The organism is Sphingobium cupriresistens LL01, assembly GCF_001046645.1.
Classification (GTDB): Bacteria; Pseudomonadota; Alphaproteobacteria; order Sphingomonadales; family Sphingomonadaceae; genus Sphingobium; species Sphingobium cupriresistens.
Genome location: NZ_KQ130434.1, coordinates 176,026 through 192,766 on the forward strand (window position 1 = coordinate 176,026; position 16,741 = coordinate 192,766).

Consider the following 16,741-nt stretch of genomic DNA (forward strand, 5'->3'; position numbering starts at 1 on the left):
TCAAGCGATTTCTAATCAGGTGGAATCCCTGATGACTCGGAAATCGCATAAAATCAAAAACTAGAGCAAGTGGTCCGACGCAGCCGGACCACTTGCTCTAGGCCAGCATGGCCGCCAAATCTATGGCTTTGCGGCCTCGGTCGCGTTGGGCGCCACCGGCGGCGGCACGATGATGGTCGGCAGCGCGACCGTCACCTCGACCCGGCGATTCTTCGCCCGGCCGTCGGGATCGTCGCTGCCATCCTCTTTCGCATTGGGGGCGACGGGGCGGGCTTCGCCCAGCGCGACCAGGGTGATGCGCGCCTCATCCACGCCTTTTTCGACCAGATAGTCACGGACCTTTTCGGCGCGGATGCGGGACGCGACCTTGTTGTCGCCATCGGACCCGCGCGAATCGCTGTGGCCGCGCAGCGTGATCGGACCGCCGGCCTGCATCGCCGGGCTGGCGAGCAGCGTTTCAACTGTCGCCTTCGCCGTCTCATCCAGCGCCATCGACGATTCGCCAAAGCCGATCACCGCCTCTGCCGGCTCGATCTTGGGCGTTTCCGTTTCGGGCACGACTTCGGGGCGCAGGATCGACCGTTGTGGTTCGGCGCCATTGTCCGCGCCATTGTCCGCCACGGCATTGGCCTTATCCGCTTCGTCCACCGCATTGGCCGCAGGCGTCTGCGCCGGCGGCTGGCAGGCGGCGAGCGCTGCGCACAGGATGATAGAAGCGCGACCAGATTTCGTCATTTTTCCTCTCCTTGTCGCCGGGGCTGGGCGGGCGGCACATAGGACAGGATCGTGTCGCCGGGTTGGGGCGTGGGGCGCGAAGCATGGGTGAAAAAGCGCAGCGCCCCGGTCTTGCGCAACAGCAACAGCATGTCGCCCTCCGGCGGCAGCGCTGCGCGCGCTGCGTCATAGTCGAACTGCTCGCTGATCCGCGTCTTGCGGAAGGTCCAGCCCTGCTCCTCGCGCTGCATGATGTCCTCCACGCCATGGCCGGATTCGAACAGCGCGCGCCCGCGCAGCGATTCAGGCAGGCTGCGCGGATCATGATCGTCGCTGGCGTTGCCCAGCTGATGGACATTGTCGCGCCCGATTTCCGGGGCGAATTCGTTGCACACCAGCGCATTATAGGCTTCATTGTCGGTCGCCGCCGCCAGCATCTGGAACTGGGTCAGGTCCAGCCGCTCTTCGGTCGCTTCCGACAATATCTCGCCATGATAGGTGGGGATGCCTTGATGCCGGGCCGGCGCAAGCCGCTGCCAGCTATTGTCGGCGATCGTCACTGGCACCTCCAATTGGCGCAGTTGAGCCGCAAGTCCCAGGGTGAAGGGCGTAGCGCCGACGATCAGCAAGCCCTGCTCCGACGCACCCGTAACTTTCAGCCAGCGTGCGACCGGTTTGATCGAAAATCCGTGAAACAGGATGGTGGTGACGACCACGGCGAAGGACAAGGTGACCAGGATCGACCCGTCGCTATAGCCCAGCCGATCGAGCCGCAGCGCGAACAGGCCGGAGATCGCGACCGCGACGATGCCGCGCGGCGCGATCCAGGCGACCAGCAGCCGCTCATTCCAGGGCACGGGCGAAAAGGCGAGGCTCAACAAGACCGTCGCCGGGCGAACGAGGAACAGCAGCGCCAGCAGGAAGGCCAGGAACCGCCATTCAAACTGGCGCAGCACCTCCAGATTGAGCGAGGCGGAGAGGATCACGAACACGCCGGAAATCAGCAGGACGGTGACATTTTCCTTGAACGGCTGGATGTCGCGCAGCGAATCGAAACGCATATTGGCCAGCGCCACCCCCATCACCGTGACCGCCAGCAGGCCGGTTTCCTGCTGGATCATGTTCGATCCCACGAATACGCCAATCACTGCGACCAGCAGCACCGGGGCCTTGAGATATTCGGGCACATGGCCGCGCGGGAAGGCCCAGCCCACGGCGCGGGCGGCGAGCCAGCCGATCAGACCGGCGATGACCGCCGCGGCCAGCAGCGACAGGATGACCGACGCCAGCGTGCCGCCCTCGCCTGCGCGGCGCAGATATTCATAGGTGACGACGCCCAACAGCGCGCCGACCGGATCGTTGACGATCGCTTCCCATTTCAGGATCGCGCGCGGCCGCGCCGCGACATTGGACTGGCGCAGCAGCGGCAGCACCACGGTCGGCCCGGTGACGACCAAAATCCCCGCGAACAGGATCGCGACAGGCCACACCAGCCCCCCGACATAATAGCAGGCCAGCGACCCCAGCACCCAGCCGATGGGCGCGCCCAGCGCGACCAGCCGGGTGACCGCGCCATCGGTCTGGCGCAATTCACGGAAATTGAGGCTGAGGCCGCCTTCGAACAGGATCAGCGCGACCGCGACCGACACCATCGGTTCCAGCAATTCGCCGAAGACATGTTCGGGGTTGATGAGGTGGAGAACCGGACCGGCGAGGACGCCTGCGGCCAGCATCAGAGCGATGGCTGGCCAGCCGGTGCGCCAAGCGATCCATTGCGCGCCGATGCCTAATATGCCGATGAGCGCGATGGATAGAGCCAGTTCCTGCATGGGCGCAGGATAGACGGACACATTGGCGGTCGTCACCCCCCGATATTTTTCGATATTGCGGGAACTATCGTGACGAACCCGTGTGTCGGGCGCGAAAGAAAAGGGCCGGTCTGTGACCGGCCCCTCGCTATCACGTCATTGCGGCGGCTGGCCCGGCTGCGCTGGGGCGGCCGGAGTCGCAGGTGCCGCCGGAGTTGGCGGCGCGGCGGCCTGGATGCGTTGCTGCAGCGCCGGATCGGCAGCCGCCGCCTGCCCGATCTGGTTGAATTTTTCAGGCGGCAGGCCCGACGCCTGCAAAGCGGCCAGCATCTTGGGCTGCTTGTCGGCCTCGGCGATCGAGGCGTCCGACTGAATCTTGGTCACTTCGACCGCCGCGGCGGCGAACTGCTTGATGTCGCTGTCACTGAAATTGCTGGCGCCTGCTGCGGGCGCGGTGGGTGCTGTAGGAGCGGCGGCATCCTGCGCAAGGGCGGGGTAAGCTGCGAACAGCGCGATCGACGCGATGCCGGCTTTCAGAAATTTACTGCTGTTGGGACCCGTCAACTTTCTTCTCCTCTTGACCGATATACTGATGAACAGACGACCAAGTTGTTGAAAGCGTTCCTTTCGGAAAAGGCCTGAACGGCCAGTTGTGGGATTTGAGGGGTAACGGGATTGAGGGAAACAGCTCGTCCCGCCACAGTCGCGATCCGCCGCAGCGCCCTTCGCCGGCGCGCAATGACGATCGGCCCGGATTCGTCAAAACGGTCCGGGCCGACCATTGGATGTCACCAGATTTTCACGCGATCCTTGGGCGCCAGATAGATTTTGCCGCCCGGCGCAGGCTTGAACGCATCATACCAGGCGTCAAAATTGCGCACGATGTCGGTCCGATATTGCGATGGCGCGTGCGGATCGGTGACCAGCCGCTGGCGTAAATTCGCCTCGCGATAATTGCGCCGCCACACCTGCGCCCAGCCCAGGAAGAAGCGCTGGTCGCCGGTCATGCCATCGATCACCGGCGCGGGCTTCCCGCCCAGCGACGCATGATAGGCGTCGAGCGCGACCGCCAGGCCGCCCAGGTCGCCGATATTCTCGCCCATGGTGAAGGCGCCCTTCACATGCGCGCCGGGGAAGGGCTCATAGGCGTCATATTGGGCGCCCAGCTTCGTGGTCAGCGCCTTGAAATTGGCGACGTCCTGGTCGGTCCACCACTGGTTGAGCTTTCCCGTCTCGTCATATTTCGCGCCCTGATCGTCGAAATGATGGCTGAGTTCATGGCCGATCACCGCGCCGATGCCGCCATAATTGACCGCGGGGTCCGCCTTGGGATCGAAGAAGGGCGGTTGCAGGATCGCGGCGGGGAAGACGATCTCCACCATGCCGAAATTGGCGTAGGCGTTGATCTCCATCGGGGTCATGCCCCATTCCCAGCGATAGATGGGTTTGCCCAGCTTGCCGATATTATAGTCGAATTCGAACTGGTTCGACCGCTGCGCATTGCCCAGCAGGTCGTCCCGCCTGATCGCCAGCCCGTCATAATCGCGCCACTTGTCGGGATAGCCGATCTTGGGCGTGAAGGCGGCCAGCTTCTTGTGCGCGCGCGCCTTGGCCGTATCGCTCATCCATGGCAGGCCGTCGATGCGGCGGCCCATGGCGGACAGGACATTCTTGACCAGCACGTCCATCGCCGCCTTGGTTTCCGGCGGGAAATATTGGGCGACATAGACTTTGCCGACTTCCTCGCCCAGCGATTCCTTGAGGAAGGTGACGCCGCGCTTCCACCGTTCCTCGCGCTCCGGCGTACCCGACAGGGTGGTGCCGTAGAAGGCGAAGTCAGCGTTCGCGACGCTGTCGGGCAGATAGTCGGCATAGGCGTGCAGGCTGGCCAGCAGCAGCGCGTCCTTGAGCACGCCGACCGGCGTCTTGGCGATCAGCGCGGCTTCGCCGGTCACGGCGCTCGGCTGCGCGACCAGTAGGCTGGCGGGGGTCAGTCCGTTCGCCTTATAATAGGTGGCGAAATCGAAACCCGGCGCGGTCTTCTGCAGGTCGGCCAGCGTCATCTTGTTATAGGTCTTGTCGGCGTCGCGGCTTTCGACCTGGCTCCAATGGACCTTGGCGACCTCCGTTTCGAACGCCATCAGCGCCGCCGCGCGCATCTTGGCGTCGCTTTCGCCGGCCAGGGTCAGCATCTTTTCCAGATGCGCGACATAGGCGGTGCGGATCGCCGCCATCTTTTCGCCCTGGTCCAGATAATAGTCGCGGTCGGGCAGGCCCAAGCCACCCTGCGTCATCGACAGGATATAGGTTTCAGGGTCTTTATCGTCCTGCCCCACATAGAAGCGGAACGGGCCGGGTACGCCGGCGCGGGCGCCCTTGGCCGCGACCCTGGCATAGCCGGCCAGGTCGGTGACGCCCCTGACCTCGTCCAGCCAGGGCTTGATCGGCGCCAGTCCCTTCGCCTCGACCGTGGCGCCGTCCATATAGGCGGCATAGGCGTTGCCGATCTTGCTGCCGCTGTCCTTCTGCGCGCTTTCCAATATCGCCCTGGTCCGCGTGCGCGACAGGTCGTCCAGCGTGTTGAATGCGCCATAATTGGACTTGTCGGCGGGGATCGGCGTGTTTTTCGCCCATGCGCCATTGGCATAATCGTAAAAATCGTCGCCGGGCTTTACCGATTGGTCCATGCCCGCAGCGTCGAAGCCATAGCTGCCATAGGTGGGCTTGTCGGCGCTTGCCGAGGTCGGCGCTGCGGCAGGTGTCGCCGGCTGGTCGGCCTGCGCCATGGTGGCGGCCAGCGCCAGCGCCGTGGCGGCTGCGCCGAGGAGGAGGGTTTTCATGGGTTGCATCCCTTGCATCATAATGGCGATCGGCCTTGGGCCGTTCGTTCTGACGCGGACTTGAACGCCCGTCAAAGAATGAAGTCCATGTCGTTGGTCGAAAATTATCGATCGTTGAAATATTCGGGAAGCCGGATGTGCGCGGCGAAAGCGGTGGCCAGGGCGGCGGGATCAAGCCGGTCCAGATGCGGCAAGCGGCCGAGCGACGGCGCGCCCGCCAGTTGCGGGATGATCCGCTCATTTTCGTCATGCGCCTCGCCGATGAAGGCGATGCCCGCCACGCGCACGCCGCGCGATCGCAACGCCTCGATGCTCAGCAGACTATGGTTGATCGTGCCGAGGCTGGTGCGCGCGCAGAGGATCACAGGCTGGCCCCAATGGGCGAACAGGTCGGCCATCAGCAACGTCTCGGAAATCGGCACCAGCACGCCGCCCGCGCCCTCGACCACCAGCGGTCCGTCCACCTGGGGCAGCGCCAGCTGGTCCAGCCCGATCGCCACGCCATCGATCCGCGCGGCCAGATGGGGGGAGGCGGGGGTGGTCAGGCGAAAGGCTTCAGGCAGGATGCGCGCCGCGGGCAGGCCGGAGAGCGCGGCGACGGTTTCCTTGTCGCCTTCGGGATCGACCCCGGCCTGGATCGGCTTCCAATAATAAGCGCCCAGCGCCCCGGCCAGGCCGGCGGCGAACACCGTCTTGCCGATGCCGGTATCGGTGCCGGTGACGATCAGAACGCTCATTGCATCGCCTTAAGCAACGCCTGACCCAGCGCGGCGACATCGGCGCGACCGACGTTCAATGTCAGCGAGATGCGCAGCCGGCTGGTCCCCGCCGGCACCGTCGGCGGTCGAATGCCGCGCACGTCGAAGCCCGCCTGCTGCAAAGCTGCGGCCACCGCCATGGTGCGGATATCGTCGCCCAGGATGACCGGCACGATCTGGCTGCGGGGCGAGGGCAGGCCCAGCGGCGCGCAAATCGCTTCGGCCGCATCCTGCCGCAGCGTCTTCAATCGTTCGCGCAGGTCGCTCGCCTGCTCGATCCGGTCCAGCGCCGCCGACGCCGCCACCGCCATCAGCGGGGACGGCGCGGTCGAGAAGATGAAGGCGCGGGCGCGGTTGATCAGATAGTCGACATGGATGCGCGGGCCGCAGATCAGCGCCCCTTCGGTTCCCATCGCCTTGCCGCAGGTATGCAGGGTGATGACATTGTGCAAACCGTCCAGCCCGGTCGAAAGCCCGCGCCCGCCCGGCCCGAAGACGCCGGTGCCATGCGCTTCGTCCAGCAGCAGCATCGCGCCATGGGTCGCCGCCAACTTGGCGAGATCGGTGAGTGGGGCGACGTCGCCATCCATCGAATAGAGCGTCTCTACCGCGATCCAGATACGGCCCGTGCCGCCCTCCTTGCGCCAGGCCGCGATCAGGTCGGCGAAGCTCTGCACATCATTATGCCGCGCGAACACCGCCTGCGCCTTGCTCATGCGGATGCCGTCATGGGCGCTGGCATGGATCAGTTCGTCCGCAACGATCAGGTCGCCGCGCTGGGGCAGCGTCGAAAACAGCGCCAGATTGCCGACATATCCGTTGGCGACGAACAGCGCCGCCTGCGTACGGAAGAAATCGGCCGCCTTGGTCTCCAGCCCCTCATGTTCGGGCGCATTGCCGCGCAGCAGCCGCGACCCGCCCGATCCCACCGGCACGCCCCGCCCGATCGCGTCGGCGACGGCCTGCGCGATGATCGGATCACCGGCCAGGCCGAGATAGTCGTTGGAGGCGAAATCCCGCCCGGAACGGGAGATCAGGCGACGCAATCGCCCGCGCGACTCCAGCGCGGCGAGTTGCTTGGCGAAGGGTTCGGCAGTCATGCCGCGCCTATAGGCCCGGCCGGGGAAAGCGGCAAGCGGGGGTAAGCCGGTGGGCGCGGCCGCCTTTCAGCTCATGCCGCGCGGATCGCTTCGATGGGGGCCAGCACCGCGCGGTTGCGACCGCTGCGCTTGGCATCATAGAGCGCCGTATCCGCAGCGGTGAGCCAGTCCTGACTGGTCATGCGGCCGGGACCGATCGCGGCCACGCCAAAGCTGGCGGTGACGCGCAGCGGCGGATCATGGGGGATGTCCAACGCCTCGATCGCCGCACAGAAACGGTGCGCGGCGGCCAGCGCTTCCGTCTCGCTGGTTTCGGGCAGCAACAACCCGAATTCCTCACCGCCGATCCGCCCCAGCGAATCGCTGGGGCGTGACAGGCCGGCGCAACAATGCGCGACCGCCTCGATCACCCGGTCGCCGACGGGATGGCCATGGCAGTCGTTGATCGCCTTGAAATGGTCGATGTCGAGCAGGATAAGGGCGGCGGGCCGCTGGTGCCGGACGAACAACGCGATCCGCTTGTCGATTTCGGCGACGAAGGCGCGGCGGGTCATGGCGCCGCTCAGATGATCGCGCTCGGCCAGCATCCGCAATTCCATCTGTTCGACCACGATGGCGGCCAGGCCCTTCATAATCTCCATCTGTTCGGCCGGGAAATCCCTGGCGCGGGTGTCGATGGCGCACAGCGATCCGATATTATAGCCATCGGGCGTGCGCAGCGGCACGCCGGCGTAGCTTCGAATGCCCGGATCGCCGGTCACCAGCGGATTGTAGCGAAAGCGCACATCGTCCTTCGTGTCGGGTATGACGAGGGGATCGTCCTGACGGATGGCATGATCGCAAAAGGCTGCGCTGCGCGGCGTTTCCGACACATCCAGCCCGGCGATCGACTTGAACCATTGCCGCTCCTGATCGATCAGCGACACGGCGGATATCGGCACGCTGAACAGCGCGCGCACCAGATTGGTGACCTTGTCGAAAGCGCCTTCCATTGGCGTGTCGAGTATTTCATAGCGCCGCAGCGCGGCGATGCGGCCCGGTTCGTCGTTGGTAATGGCGTGCAGCATATCATGGCATCCGGTGGCTGGCTTGGGTCACGCCTTGGAAGGCATGACGGGAAATCCGGTGCGGCGCGGCTCGCCCCCGTCAGGCCGACCGCGCGCGCAGATTGCGCCTCTGCCCTGAACAAAGGGTTAAAATGAACTAAGCATGGCCGACGCCGCGACCAGTCGGGGCGCAGGCAAGGGGAGGAGAGGCGCGCGGCCTCTCCCCACCTGTCACGGCCTGTCAGGCCCCATGCGCCAGCGCCGCCAGCAACAACAGCGCGACGATATTGGTGATCTTGATCATCGGGTTCACCGCCGGGCCGGCCGTATCCTTGTACGGATCGCCCACCGTGTCGCCGGTCACCGCGGCCTTATGGGCTTCGCTGCCCTTGCCGCCATGATGGCCATCCTCGATATATTTCTTGGCATTGTCCCATGCGCCGCCGCCGCTGGTCATCGACAAAGCGACGAACAGGCCGGACACGATGACGCCCAGCAGCAACGCGCCCAGCGCCGCAAAGCCGTTGTCGCTGCCCGCCACCGCTGTGATCGCGAAATAGACGATAATCGGCGCCAGCACCGGCAACAGGCTGGGGATGATCATCTCCTTGATCGCGGCCTTGGTCACCAGATCGACCGTGCGCGCATAGTCCGGCTTGCTGGTGCCGTCCATGATGCCCTTATTCTCGGCGAACTGCGCGCGGACGTCCTTGACCACGTCGCCCGCCGCGCGGCCGACGGCGGTCATGCCCATCGCGCCGAACAGATAGGGCAGCAACGCGCCGAGCAGCAGGCCGACGATGACATAGGGGTTTTTCAACGAGAAATCGACCGGCTCGGTCAGGCCCAGCGCCGCGCCATAATAATCGAGATCCTGAGTGAAGGTGCCGAACAGCACTAACGCCGCCAGACCCGCGCTGCCGATGGCATAGCCCTTCGTCACCGCCTTGGTCGTGTTGCCCACGGCGTCCAGCGCGTCGGTCTTCACCCGCACGCTATCGTCCAGATGCGCCATTTCGGCGATGCCGCCCGCATTGTCGGTGACCGGACCATAAGCGTCCAGCGCCACCACCATGCCCGCCAGCGCCAGCATTGCGGTCGCCGCGAAAGCGATGCCCATCAGACCCGCCAGCTGATAGGCGACGATGATGCCGACGACGATGACCAGCGTCGGCAAGGCGGTGGATTCCAGGCTGATCGCCAGCCCCTGGATGACGTTGGTGCCATGGCCGGTTTCGGACGCCTTGGCGATCGAGCGGACCGGGCGATAGTTGGTGCCGGTATAATATTCGGTGATGACCACCAGCAGGCCGGTGACGGCCAGACCGACCAGCATCGACCAGAACAGATCCATCCCGGTATAGCCGCCATAGCCGTCCAGGTCCGCGCCGAAGACGGCGTTGAGGTCGCCCAGCGTATATTGGGTGACGACATAGATGGCCGGAATGGACAGGAGCGCGGTGGTCCAGAACCCCTTATAGAGCGCGCCCATGATCGACTGACTGGCGCCCAGACGGACCATATAGGTGCCGATGATCGACGTGACGATGCACACGCCGCCGACGATCAGGGGCAGCGCCATCAGCTTCATCAGGAAGGCGTTGTCGACCCCGGTGACCAGCAAGGCGGTCAGCACCATGGTCGCGCCGACGGTGACGACATAGGTTTCGAACAAATCGGCGGCCATGCCGGCGCAGTCGCCCACATTGTCGCCGACATTGTCGGCGATGACGGCGGGATTGCGTGGGTCATCCTCCGGGATGCCGGCCTCGACCTTGCCGACCAGGTCGGCGCCGACGTCGGCCGCCTTGGTGAAGATGCCGCCGCCCAGCCGCGCGAAGATGGAGATGAGCGACGCGCCAAAGGCCAGCGCGACCAGCGAGTCGATCACCAGCCGGTCGTCGGGCGCATGGCCCGCCGGGCCAGTCAGATACCAGAAGAAGACGCTGATCGCGAGCAGGGCGAGGCCGGCCACCAGCATCCCGGTGATGGCGCCGGCGCGGAAAGCGACGGTGAGGCCGCTCTGCAGCGTGCCGCGACAGGCTTCGGCCGTGCGGACATTGGCCCGCACCGATATGTTCATGCCGATGAACCCCGCCGCCCCCGACAGGATCGCCCCGATCAGAAATCCGACCGCGGACGTGACGCCCAGAAAATAGAGGACCAGCACGGCCACGACCAGGCCGACGATGGCGATGGTGGTATATTGGCGGCCCAGATAGGCCTTGGCCCCCTCCTGAATCGCGCCGGCGATCGCCTGCATGGCGTCATTGCCCGGTGGCTGGCTCAACACCTGGCGACTGGTGATCAGGCCATAGATGATGGCCAGCAGGCCGCACCCTATGGCGATATAGACGATTTGCATGGATGTTCCTCTCCCCCTGTTATGACTGTCATCGACCGCTCCGCAGGGAATGACGGGCAGGCGAAAGGCGCAGAGGCGGGCGGCCGGACGAGGACGGTCCGGCATCGGGCACCGCGTCAATCAGCAACATGGCAGCGCGCATAAGCGGTCCAACCGGGCTGAGAATAGGGTGGAAGGAAGCTACAGCCCCGACGGCGCGCGTCAAGATGGGTTGGGATGAGGAGAGGCGGCATCGCCTCTCCTCATCCCGCTCGTGCGGTGTGCCGCGGACGCCGGCTTCGTCGGGCCGTGTATGCCGCGCGGCAAGGCGTTGTGGACCCGCCATATTTGTCCTAGTCTGCGGCGCATGGACGATCAGGAAACCGGCCCGCTCAAGAGCATCGCCGACCTGGCGCGCTTGGCCGGCGTGTCGGTGTCCACCGTGTCGCGGGCGCTGACGGGCAAGGGGGCGCTGAGCAAGGGGACGCGCGGCCGGATTCAGGCGCTGGCCGACCGGCACGGCTTCCGGCTCAATGTCGCCGCCCAGAATCTGCGCCTCGGTCGGACCGGGGCGATCGCGGTGCTGATGCCGCTGGGACTGGCGAGGGGTCTGCAATTGTCCGATCCCTTCCTCGTGACGATGCTCGGTTTTCTCGCCGATGCGCTGACGGATCGTGGCTATGACCTGCTGCTCTCAAGGGTATCGCCGGACCGGGACGACTGGCTGGATGCCTTCATCCGGGCCGGGCGCGCCGATGGCGTCATCATCATCGGCCAGGCGGATCAGGGCGCGGTATTGGGCCGCGTCGCTGCTCATTACCGGCCGATGGTCGTCTGGGGCGAACAGGGGGCGGGCGGCGGTCCCGCCATGGTGGGCGCTGACAATGAAGCGGGCGGGCGGCTGGCGGCGCAGCATCTGGTGGAGCGGGGGCGACGCAGCCTGGCCTTTTTCGGTGACATCGACGTGCCCGAATTCGCCGCCCGCCATGCCGGCTTCCTCGCTGGCCTGCCCGCATCCTTGCGTGGCGGCGTCGCGCTGGTATGCAGTCCGCTCACGCCGGAAGCGAGTCATGCCAAGGCGCGCGACTGGTTCGCGGCCGGAAACCGCCCCGACGGCATTTTCGCCGCGTCGGACGTGGTGGCGATGAGCCTGGTCGCCGCCGCGGCGGACCATGACCTGCGCGTGCCGCAAGACCTGTCGATCATCGGCTTCGACGACATCCCGCTCGCCCGCCTGGCCCGTCCGCCGCTCACCACCGTCCGGCAGGATATAGAGGCTGGCGCACACCATCTGGTCGATCTGCTATTCCGGCGCATCGGCGGGGAAGACGCCGGATCGGTGCAGATCGCCCCCGAACTGATCGTCCGCGAAACGAGCTAAAGGCCGGCGACGATCGCTCTGGCGGCGCGGGTCACATCGTCCCAGGTCAGGTCGAACCCGGCATCGTCGCCATAATAGGGATCGACCACGCCCGTTCCTTCGCGCCCCGGCACCATATCCATTAGCAGGCGCAGGTCCGCTGTCCCGTCCGGCGGGCGGATGTGACACAGATTTTTGAGATTGTCGGCGTCGAGCGCGAAAATATGGGTGAAGCGCTGGAAATCCGCCGGTTCGACCTGCCGCCCCCGATAGCCGCCAATGTCGATGCCATGGCGCAACGCCACCGCCTGCGCCCGGCGGTCGGGCGGGTGGCCTACATGCCAGTCGCCGGTCCCGGCCGAATCGACGGTCATATCGACGCCTGTCTTCGCTGCCTCTGCTCTGAGCGCGGCTTCGGCCAAGGGCGAGCGGCAGATATTGCCAAGACAGACGAAAAGGACGGAGGCGGCCGTCATCCATCCGCCGCCGCGGTGGAGAGGCCAAGACCCGGCACGCCGATCGAGCGCTTGCCCGAAAAATCGGTGCGGGCGACGATGACGCCCAGTTTTTCCATATAGTCGATCAGCCGCCGCACCCGCCCCGGCGAACTGGTGCCATAGGCGCGGGCCAGAAGCGCGTCATCGGGGCAGGGAAGGCCCGCCATCGCGGCGCGCGCGATCAGCAGGAAGGGGGCGAGCATATCCTCCGGCAGAGGCTCCGCCGCCTGCATCGCATCGGCCCAGCGCGGATCATGCGCATCGGCCATCCCGGCCTGCGCCATGGCGAAGCGCTTGCGAAAGGCGGGCAGGTCGAGCGGGGGCGTGCGCAGCCCCTTCATCCGGCAGCGCACGCCGAAATCCTGATACAGCGTCGAAACGCTGGGGGCCGAGTCGCCCAGATCGGCGACGATCTCGTCCAGCACGGCGATCACCACCGGTTCGTTCTGGCCGAAATCCAGTTCCGGCGCGGCGGGCCGGGCCGATGGGGTATCGGCGAGCGCGCGAATGATCTCCTCGGCCGGGCGGGGCGGGGGATCGGCGCGCGTCGGCGGAGGGGGCGGCATATCCTCCTCGCCGCGGGCGAACAATAATTCCTGTAAATCCTCGCCGCTGGTGGTGGGCGGGGCGATCAGCTTGTGCGCGCCGCCCCGCGTGCCGGTCTGCACCGCGCCGATCTTCACATTGACCGGCCGACGCGCGATCGCTGGGCCAAGGCCCAGAAAGCGCCCGCGCTCCAGGTCGCGAATCTGCTCCGCCTGCCGCCGCTCCATGCCCAGCAGGTCGGCGGCGCGGGCCATGTCGATGTCGAGGAAGGTGCGGCCCATCAGGAAATTGGACGCTTCGGCCGCGACATTCTTGGCCAGTTTCGCCAGCCGCTGGGTTGCGATTACGCCGGCCAGGCCCCGCTTGCGCCCCCGGCACATCAGGTTGGTCATGGCGGCCAGGGACAACCGCCGCGCCTCGTCCGACACGTCGCCCGCCGATACGGGCGCGAACATCTGCGCCTCGTCCACCACCACCAGCGCGGGATACCAATGGTCGCGCGGCGCATCGAACAGGGTCGACAGGAAGGTCGCGGCGCATTTCATCTGCGCCTCCAGCTCCAGTGACTCCAGGCTCAGCACCACCGAGGCGCGATGTTCGCGGATGCGCATCGCCATCTTGACGATCTCGCGCTCATTATAGTCGCCCGCGTCGATCACGACATGGCCGTATGCGTCGGCCAAGGTGACGAAATCCCCCTCCGGGTCGATCACCACCTGCTGCACCATCGGCGCGGATTCTTCGAGCAGGCGGCGCAGCAGATGCGACTTGCCCGACCCCGAATTGCCCTGCACGAGCAGCCGGGTGGCGAGCAATTCCTCGACATCGACCAGCACGTCCTTGCCGTGGCTGTCGGTCCCTATGCTGATGCTGGCGGTCACGATCGCGTCTTTGGCGCAGGGGGTGGGGGAGCGCAAGGGGGGCGGTGATGTCGGCTATGGTGACCTACGTTCCCATCAGCAACCTCCGCTTGACCCTTCCCCTGTTGCAATGCAGCATCCTTGCCATGGCGACTCTTTCCCCCTCCCCGTCCGCTCCGGCGATCACGCAAAATCCCGACATTCGCTATCTGGGGCGGCTGCTGGGCGATGTCATCCGCGCTTATGGGGGGGAGAAGCTTTATAAGCAGACCGAATATATCCGATCGGCCTCGGTCGACCGGGCGCGGGGATTGCAGGGGGCGGACCTGACCGATAGCGGGCTGGACGCGCTCGATCTGGACGATACGCTCAATTTCACCCGTGGTTTCATGCTGTTTTCGATGCTCGCCAACCTGGCAGAGGACCGGCAGGGGGTGGCGGCCGAGCCGGGCGCCGATGTCGCCTCCGCGGTAGCGCGGCTGGAATCGCATGGCATCGACAAGGATGCGGTGCTGGGTCTGCTGGCGCACAGCCTGATGGTGCCGGTCCTCACCGCCCACCCGACCGAGGTGCGGCGCAAGAGCATGATCGACCACAAGAATCGCATCGCCGACCTGATGCACCTCAAGGATGCCGGGCGGATCGAGACGGCAGAGGGCGAAAATCTGGACGAGGCGATTTTCCGCCAGATCGCCTTGTTGTGGCAGACGCGGCCGTTGCGGCGCGAGAAATTGTTCGTCGCCGACGAGATCGATAATGTGCTCGCCTATTTCCGCGACACGTTTTTGCCGGTGCTGCCCGCGCTCTATGCGCGGTGGGAGCGGGTGCTGGGCGCGCGGCCGCAAAGCTTCCTGCGGGTGGGGTCGTGGATCGGCGGCGATCGCGACGGCAATCCCTTCGTCCAGGCGCCGCAACTGGAGTTCGCACTGAAACGCGGCTGCCAGGCGGCGATCGCCTATTATCTCGACGCGCTCCATGCGCTGGGGGCGGAACTCTCGCTCTCGACCGAACTCGCCCATGTGCCGCAGGCGGTGCTGGACCTGGCGGACGCCAGCGGCGACGCATCGCCCAGTCGCAAGGACGAACCCTATCGCCGCGCCTTGTCCGGCATCTATGCGCGGCTGGCCGCCACCTGCACCGCGCTGACCGGCGGGCAGCCGGCGCGGCCGTCGAGCCTGAAGGGGGACGCCTATGCGACACCCCAGGAGTTCCGCCGCGATCTGGTGACGGTGGCGCAGGGGCTGGCGAGCGAGGGCGACGGCGCGCTGGCGACCGGGGGGGCGCTGGGGCGGCTGATCCGCGCGGTGGAGACGTTCGGCTTTCACCTCGCCACGCTCGACATGCGCCAGAACAGCGCCGTGCATGAGCGGGTGGTGGCGGAACTGCTCAAGGCGGCGGGGGTTGAGGCGGACTATCTCGCGCTCGACGAATATGCGCGGATCGCGCTGCTGCGCCGCGAACTGGCCAGCAATCGTCCGCTGGGGTCTCGTTTTTCCGCTTATGGCGAGGAAACCACGTCCGAGCTGGCGATCGTCCATGCCGCCGCGACCGCGCACCGGCTGTACGGACCGGCCTGCATCACCCATTATATCATCTCCAAGGCCGAAAGCGTGTCCGACATGCTGGAGGTCAGCATCCTGCTGAAGGAAGCGGGGCTGTGGCAGGCGGGCGTGGATGGCGCGCCGCCGCAGGCCGCGATCATGGCGATCCCGCTGTTCGAGACGATCGCCGATCTGGAGGCTGCGCCCGCCATCATGACCGCCTATTTCGGCCTGCCTGAAATCGCTGGGGTGGTGAAGGCGCGGGGCCATCAGGAAGTGATGATCGGCTATTCCGACAGCAACAAGGATGGCGGCTACATCACATCGACCTGGAGCCTGTACAAGGCGAGCCAGGCGCTGGAGCCGGTGTTCGCCGACGCCGGGGCGGCGATGCAGCTGTTCCACGGCCGCGGCGGCGCGGTGGGGCGCGGCGGCGGCTCGGCCTTCGCCGCGATCCAGGCGCAGCCCAGGGGCAGCGTGCAGGGGCGCATCCGCATCACCGAACAGGGCGAGATGATCGCCGCCAAATTCGGGTCGCGCGATGTGGCCATGACCAATTTGGAGGCGATGACGAGCGCGACCCTGCTCGCCAGCCTGGAGCCGGAAGGGGTGTCGGACCGCGACGCCGCCCGGTTCAGCGCGGCGATGGACGCGTTGTCGAAAAACGCCTTCGCCGCCTATCGCGACCTGGTGTACGGCACGGAGGGGTTCAAGGAGTTTTTCCGTCAGTTGACCCCGATCCAGGAGATTTCGGGCCTCAAGATCGGGTCGCGCCCCGCCAGCCGGACGAAGAGCAACGCGATCGAGGATCTGCGCGCCATCCCCTGGGTGTTCAGCTGGGCGCAGGCGCGGGTGATGCTGCCGGGCTGGTATGGCGTGGGGCAGGCGCTGGCACAGTTTGAGGACAAGGCGTTGCTGGCCGACATGGGGCAGCATTGGTCGTTCCTGAAATCCGCGCTCGCCAATCTGGAGATGGTGCTGGCCAAGTCGGACCTCGGCATCGCCGCGCGCTACCTGCCGCTGGTGGAGGACCAGGCGGCGGGCGAGGCGATGTTCGGCCGTATCCGCGAGGGGTGGCAACAGGCGCATGACGGACTGCTGGCCGCGACCGGCCAGTCGCGGCTGCTGGAGAAGAATCCGGCGCTGGACGCATCCATCCGGTTGCGCCTGCCCTATATCGAGCCGCTGAACCTGCTCCAGGTCGAATTGCTCAAACGCCATCGCGCGGGCGAGGATGATCCGCGGATCAAGGAGGGGATCGAATTGTCGATCAACGCGATCGCGACGGCGCTGCGCAATAGCGGGTAGGCAACGAAAGCTAACGCCA

12 protein-coding genes are annotated in these 16,741 nt (G+C 66.0%); 2 read left to right on the plus strand and 10 right to left on the minus strand.

Annotated elements, in window-relative coordinates; translation table 11 throughout:
- Window positions 1–120: 120 nt before the first annotated feature.
- From V473_RS00855 to V473_RS00890, 8 genes are all read right to left on the minus strand, one after another.
- Window positions 121–735, minus strand: a complete 615-nt coding sequence (locus V473_RS00855) for an OmpA family protein (RefSeq protein WP_066599361.1) — start codon at window positions 733–735, stop codon at window positions 121–123.
- Window positions 732–2,543, minus strand: a complete 1,812-nt coding sequence (locus V473_RS00860) for a cation:proton antiporter (protein ID WP_066604790.1) — start codon at window positions 2,541–2,543, stop codon at window positions 732–734. Before V473_RS00860 ends, V473_RS00855 begins: the two co-directional genes overlap by 4 nt.
- A 135-nt stretch (window positions 2,544–2,678) precedes the next feature.
- Window positions 2,679–3,086: a DUF4168 domain-containing protein gene (locus V473_RS00865; RefSeq protein WP_066599363.1), complete on the minus strand. Its 408-nt coding sequence runs from the start codon at window positions 3,084–3,086 to the stop codon at window positions 2,679–2,681.
- A gap of 224 nt (window positions 3,087–3,310) precedes the next feature.
- The gene (locus V473_RS00870) at window positions 3,311–5,362 is read right to left on the minus strand and encodes a M13 family metallopeptidase (protein WP_066599366.1); all 2,052 of its coding nucleotides are present in this window, start codon (window positions 5,360–5,362) and stop codon (window positions 3,311–3,313) included.
- Between the two features lie 104 nt (window positions 5,363–5,466).
- Window positions 5,467–6,099 carry a dethiobiotin synthase gene (bioD, locus tag V473_RS00875; RefSeq protein ID WP_066599369.1) on the minus strand — a complete coding sequence of 211 codons (633 nt, stop codon included), beginning with the start codon at window positions 6,097–6,099 and terminating at the stop codon, window positions 5,467–5,469.
- The gene (locus V473_RS00880; RefSeq protein ID WP_066599372.1) at window positions 6,096–7,220 is read right to left on the minus strand and encodes an 8-amino-7-oxononanoate synthase; all 1,125 of its coding nucleotides are present in this window, start codon (window positions 7,218–7,220) and stop codon (window positions 6,096–6,098) included. The genes bioD and V473_RS00880 overlap by 4 nt, the downstream gene beginning before the upstream one ends.
- 71 nt (window positions 7,221–7,291) lie before the next feature.
- Window positions 7,292–8,287, minus strand: coding sequence for a sensor domain-containing diguanylate cyclase (locus tag V473_RS00885; RefSeq protein ID WP_066599375.1), 996 nt, complete (start codon window positions 8,285–8,287; stop codon window positions 7,292–7,294).
- Window positions 8,288–8,507: 220 nt separating this feature from the next.
- Window positions 8,508–10,631 (minus strand): sodium-translocating pyrophosphatase, encoded by a 2,124-nt coding sequence (locus V473_RS00890; protein WP_066599377.1) that lies wholly within the window; start codon window positions 10,629–10,631, stop codon window positions 8,508–8,510.
- A gap of 346 nt (window positions 10,632–10,977) precedes the next feature.
- Between V473_RS00890 and V473_RS00895 the strand changes: the two genes are divergently transcribed.
- A complete protein-coding gene (locus V473_RS00895) occupies window positions 10,978–11,991 on the plus strand; it encodes a LacI family DNA-binding transcriptional regulator (RefSeq protein ID WP_066599380.1) in 1,014 nt (337 codons plus the stop codon).
- On the opposite strand, the gene V473_RS00900 is transcribed toward V473_RS00895, so the two are convergent.
- The gene (locus V473_RS00900; protein WP_066599382.1) at window positions 11,988–12,446 is read right to left on the minus strand and encodes a low molecular weight protein-tyrosine-phosphatase; all 459 of its coding nucleotides are present in this window, start codon (window positions 12,444–12,446) and stop codon (window positions 11,988–11,990) included. The two genes, V473_RS00895 and V473_RS00900, sit on opposite strands and share 4 nt — an antisense overlap.
- Window positions 12,443–13,894: a helicase HerA domain-containing protein gene (locus V473_RS00905; protein WP_066599385.1), complete on the minus strand. Its 1,452-nt coding sequence runs from the start codon at window positions 13,892–13,894 to the stop codon at window positions 12,443–12,445. Before V473_RS00905 ends, V473_RS00900 begins: the two co-directional genes overlap by 4 nt.
- A 125-nt stretch (window positions 13,895–14,019) precedes the next feature.
- Here V473_RS00905 and ppc point away from each other — a divergent pair, with 125 nt between their 5' ends.
- Window positions 14,020–16,722 carry a phosphoenolpyruvate carboxylase gene (ppc, locus tag V473_RS00910; protein WP_066604793.1) on the plus strand — a complete coding sequence of 901 codons (2,703 nt, stop codon included), beginning with the start codon at window positions 14,020–14,022 and terminating at the stop codon, window positions 16,720–16,722.
- Window positions 16,723–16,741 lie beyond the last annotated feature (19 nt).

What these genes read in the sequence shown, in the direction of transcription:
- V473_RS00855 (WP_066599361.1), bottom strand. Translation starts at nt 735, where the DNA reads ATGACGAAATCTGGTCGCGCTTCTATCATCCTGTGCGCAGCGCTCGCC.
- V473_RS00860 (WP_066604790.1), bottom strand. Translation starts at nt 2,543, where the DNA reads ATGCAGGAACTGGCTCTATCCATCGCGCTCATCGGCATATTAGGCATC.
- V473_RS00870 (WP_066599366.1), bottom strand. Translation starts at nt 5,362, where the DNA reads ATGAAAACCCTCCTCCTCGGCGCAGCCGCCACGGCGCTGGCGCTGGCC.
- bioD (WP_066599369.1), bottom strand. Translation starts at nt 6,099, where the DNA reads ATGAGCGTTCTGATCGTCACCGGCACCGATACCGGCATCGGCAAGACG.
- V473_RS00880 (WP_066599372.1), bottom strand. Translation starts at nt 7,220, where the DNA reads ATGACTGCCGAACCCTTCGCCAAGCAACTCGCCGCGCTGGAGTCGCGC.
- V473_RS00885 (WP_066599375.1), bottom strand. Translation starts at nt 8,287, where the DNA reads ATGCTGCACGCCATTACCAACGACGAACCGGGCCGCATCGCCGCGCTG.
- V473_RS00890 (WP_066599377.1), bottom strand. Translation starts at nt 10,631, where the DNA reads ATGCAAATCGTCTATATCGCCATAGGGTGCGGCCTGCTGGCCATCATC.
- V473_RS00895 (WP_066599380.1), top strand. Translation starts at nt 10,978, where the DNA reads ATGGACGATCAGGAAACCGGCCCGCTCAAGAGCATCGCCGACCTGGCG.
- V473_RS00900 (WP_066599382.1), bottom strand. Translation starts at nt 12,446, where the DNA reads ATGACGGCCGCCTCCGTCCTTTTCGTCTGTCTTGGCAATATCTGCCGC.
- ppc (WP_066604793.1), top strand. Translation starts at nt 14,020, where the DNA reads ATGGCGACTCTTTCCCCCTCCCCGTCCGCTCCGGCGATCACGCAAAAT.